The organism is Streptomyces sp. NPDC055506, assembly GCF_053643595.1.
The window spans coordinates 31,817-35,675 of sequence record NZ_JBSHKH010000084.1; the positions used below are offsets into that span (position 1 = coordinate 31,817).

4 protein-coding genes and 1 tRNA gene (1 of these 5 only partly in view) are annotated in these 3,859 nt (G+C 69.1%); 4 read left to right on the forward strand and 1 reads right to left on the reverse strand.

Annotated features, from left to right (window positions below):
* Positions 1-53: transfer RNA gene (locus tag ACWIF2_RS27225), tRNA-Glu, on the forward strand; it begins 157 nt to the left of the window's first position.
* Between the two features lie 190 nt (positions 54-243).
* On the opposite strand, the gene ndgR is transcribed toward ACWIF2_RS27225, so the two are convergent.
* Positions 244-960, reverse strand: a complete 717-nt coding sequence (ndgR, locus tag ACWIF2_RS27230) for an IclR family transcriptional regulator NdgR (RefSeq protein ID WP_184598579.1) — start codon at positions 958-960, stop codon at positions 244-246.
* A 196-nt stretch (positions 961-1,156) separates the two neighbouring features.
* On the opposite strand from ndgR, the gene leuC reads away from it, so the two are divergent.
* The 3 genes from leuC (at position 1,157) to ACWIF2_RS27245 (ending at position 3,694) form a co-directional block, all read left to right on the forward strand.
* Positions 1,157-2,587 carry a 3-isopropylmalate dehydratase large subunit gene (gene leuC, locus ACWIF2_RS27235; protein ID WP_454363322.1) on the forward strand — a complete coding sequence of 477 codons (1,431 nt, stop codon included), beginning with the start codon at positions 1,157-1,159 and terminating at the stop codon, positions 2,585-2,587.
* Between the two features lie 5 nt (positions 2,588-2,592).
* Complete coding sequence (gene leuD, locus ACWIF2_RS27240; protein ID WP_454363324.1) at positions 2,593-3,186, forward strand: 3-isopropylmalate dehydratase small subunit; 594 nt, start codon at positions 2,593-2,595, stop codon at positions 3,184-3,186.
* Between the two features lie 277 nt (positions 3,187-3,463).
* A complete protein-coding gene (locus ACWIF2_RS27245) occupies positions 3,464-3,694 on the forward strand; it encodes an SCO5555 family protein (protein WP_382496977.1) in 231 nt (76 codons plus the stop codon).
* Positions 3,695-3,859 lie beyond the last annotated feature (165 nt).

Sequence of the window (3,859 nt, forward strand, 5' to 3'; positions counted from 1 at the left end):
TAGCACGCCGCCCTCTCAAGGCGGTAGCGCCGGTTCGAATCCGGTCGGGGGTACATACGAGAAAGGCCCTCCACTTCGGTGGGGGGCCTTCTTCGCGCATACCTTCTTGGGGGCGCGGGGAACTGCGCGAGCAACCACTTCCGGGCCCGCACCCGACGACGAAACCGTCCCTGCCATGGCGCTGAGCCGGGGAAAGCCTGCCGCGGCGTTGAGGCCGACCTTCCCCGAGAGCACCCCGTCAGTTCAGCCAGTCCGTCGCAGCGCCTCGGAGAGGCGCCCGGCCGCATCGATCACAGCCTGCGCGTGCATCCGCCCCGGGTGACGCGTCAGACGCTCGATCGGCCCGGACACCGACACGGCCGCCACCACACGGTTCGACGGCCCCCGCACCGGCGCGGAAACGGACGCGACACCCGGCTCGCGCTCGCCGATCGACTGGGCCCAGCCCCGGCGCCGTACGCCCGACAGGGCCGTCGCCGTGAAGCGGGCCCCTTGCAGGCCGCGGTGCAGCCGCTCCGGCTCCTCCCAGGCCAGCAGGATCTGCGCCGAGGAGCCGGCCTTCATCGTGAGCGTCGAGCCGACCGGGACCGTGTCCCGGAGTCCGGACAGACGCTCCGCCGCGGCGACGCAGATCCGCATGTCGCCTTGGCGGCGGTAGAGCTGCGCGCTCTCGCCCGTGATGTCACGGACATGGGTGAGCACCGGGCCGGCGGTGGCGAGGAGACGGTCCTCACCCGCGGCCGCGGCGAGTTCTGCCAGGCGAGGGCCGAGAATGAAACGGCCCTGCATGTCACGCGCCACCATGCGGTGGTGTTCCAGGGCCACGGCCAGGCGGTGGGCCGTGGGTCGTGCCAGTCCGGTGGCACCGACCAGGCCCGCGAGGGTGGCCGGACCGGACTCCAGAGCGCTCAGGACGAGGGCCGCCTTGTCCAGAACGCCGACGCCGCTACTGTTGTCCATGAAACGATACTCGCGTCTCACTCTGTGAAACGCAAGTTCAATTTTCCGTGGAACCCGCCACTCTTGAAGACACGAAGTCACAACGGCCCGTGACGTACGGGCCTGGCGGCGGATGCCCGGAATCCAGGGGCGCGGGCCCGCCTCCTCAAGATCTCTAGTTGGGCCGGCGGATCGTCGTCGGCCGGAGGGAACAGCGATGGGTAGGACACTCGCGGAGAAAGTCTGGGACGACCATGTCGTCCGGCGCGCCGAGGGCGAGCCCGACCTTCTCTTCATCGATCTGCACCTGCTGCACGAGGTGACCAGCCCGCAGGCCTTCGACGGCCTCCGCAAGACCGGCCGCAAGGTGCGGCGCCTCGACCTCACCATCGCCACCGAGGACCACAACACCCCCACCCTCGACATCGACAAGCCCATCGCCGACCCGGTCTCCCGGGTCCAGCTGGAGACGCTGCGCAAGAACGCCGCCGACTTCGGCGTGCGCCTGCACCCGCTGGGCGACGTCGAGCAGGGCGTCGTGCACGTCGTCGGCCCGCAGCTGGGCCTGACCCAGCCCGGCACCACCGTCGTCTGCGGCGACTCGCACACCTCCACGCACGGTGCCTTCGGCGCGCTGGCGTTCGGCATCGGCACCTCGCAGGTGGAGCACGTGCTGGCCACCCAGACGCTGCCGATGTCCTGCCCGAAGACCATGGCGATCACGGTCAACGGCGAACTGCCCGACGGTGTCACCGCCAAGGACCTGATCCTGGCGATCATCGCGCGGATCGGCACCGGCGGCGGCCAGGGCTACGTCCTGGAGTACCGCGGCGAGGCCATCGAGAAGCTCTCGATGGAGGCCCGCATGACCATCTGCAACATGTCGATCGAGGCCGGTGCCCGCGCGGGCATGATCGCCCCGGACGAGACCACCTTCGCGTACCTCCAGGGCCGTCCGCACGCCCCCGAGGGCGCCGACTGGGACGCGGCCGTCGAGTACTGGAAGACGCTCAGGACGGACGAGGACGCCGAGTTCGACGCCGAGGTCGTCATCGACGCCACCGAGCTGGCGCCGTTCGTCACCTGGGGCACCAACCCCGGCCAGGGCGCACCCCTTTCGGCGTCCGTCCCCGACCCTGCTTCGTACGAAGACGCATCGGAGCGCTTCGCCGCCGAAAAGGCCCTGGAGTACATGGGGTTGGAGGCCGGGCAGCCGCTGCGCTCCATCAAGGTGGACACCGTCTTCGTAGGCTCCTGCACCAACGGCCGCATCGAGGACCTGCGTGCAGCGGCCGAGATCGTGAAGGACCGCAAAGTCGCCGACGGCGTACGGATGCTGGTCGTCCCGGGCTCCGCGCGGGTCGGTCTGCAGGCCGTTTCCGAGGGTCTGGACGTCGTCTTCAAGGACGCCGGCGCCGAATGGCGGCACGCGGGCTGCTCGATGTGTCTGGGCATGAACCCCGACCAGCTGGCCCCGGGTGAGCGCTCCGCGTCCACCTCCAACCGCAACTTCGAGGGCCGGCAGGGCAAGGGCGGCCGGACGCACCTGGTGTCGCCGCAGGTCGCGGCCGCGACCGCCGTCCTCGGCCACCTGGCCTCCCCGGCCGACCTGTCCGCCGCCGACGACCGTACGCCCGCTGGAGTCTGAGAACCATGGAAGCCTTCACCACCCACACCGGCCGGGCCGTCCCGCTGCGCCGCAGCAACGTCGACACCGACCAGATCATCCCCGCCCACTGGCTCAAGAAGGTCACGCGCGACGGGTTCGAGGACGGGCTGTTCGAGGCCTGGCGCAAGGACGAGTCGTTCGTGCTCAACCAGCCCGAGCGGCAGGGCGCGACCGTCCTGGTCGCCGGCCCCGACTTCGGCACCGGCTCCTCCCGTGAGCACGCCGTCTGGGCGCTGCAGAACTACGGCTTCAAGGCCGTGATCTCCTCCCGCTTCGCCGATATCTTCCGCGGCAACTCGCTCAAGAACGGCCTGCTCACGGTCGTTCTGGAGCAGAAGATCGTGGACGCGCTGTGGGAACTCGCGGAGAAGGACCCGCAGGCCGAGATCACCGTCGACCTGGTGGCCCGCGAGGTGCGCGCCGAGGGCGTCACCGCCTCCTTCGAGCTGGACGAGAACTCCCGCTGGCGGCTGCTGAACGGCCTCGACGACATCTCGATCACCCTCCAGAACGAGGAGGACATCGCCGCGTACGAGGCGAAGCGTCCCGCCTTCAAGCCGCAGACGGTCCAGCTCTGATCCGAAGCACGATCCGCCGCCTCTGAACAAGGCGACTTTCGGCCACCGCAACACCCCCTCTGTACCCCCGATCAGCCCGATCGGGGGTACAGCCGTGTCTGCACCCGAACGGCCCTGTCCGTCCGGAGGGCGTCGCTCAACTTCCCATGTTATGCCGGTGGTTGCCGGGGTACGCGAGGTGTACAGCCGCGACTTCCGCGCGTGCCCGGACGGCCGTTTGCGGCGGCAGTTGTCCCCTGCGCAGGCGACAACTCGCCCCAGATGGCACAATCTGTGCATGGAACACGACGGCCAACTCGAGCTCTATGCGGCAGTCGCGGGCCAACTCAAGGAAGCGCACGCAAAAGTGCGCGCACTGCAAGTCCCGGAGGGCGTACGGATGGCGCTGACCCGGAAGCTGCTGGTCATTACGGCCGCGGCCAAGCACGATCTCGCCGACGCGGCAAGGCGGCTGGAACGGTTCACCGTGGACCTCGACGAGGGGCGACTCCCCGACGAGGAACGCTGAACCGCACGACACCGCCGAGTTCGTTGCGGCACAAGGGTGAGAAGCCCGTTTCGTGTTTGATTTGCGGTATATATCTGCCTAACGTGCGAAAAAGCTTGAACACTTTCGTTCCGTCTCTGGCCGTGCCTGGCCTCGACGGTGTGCCGCTGCCCCCGGTCGCGGTCG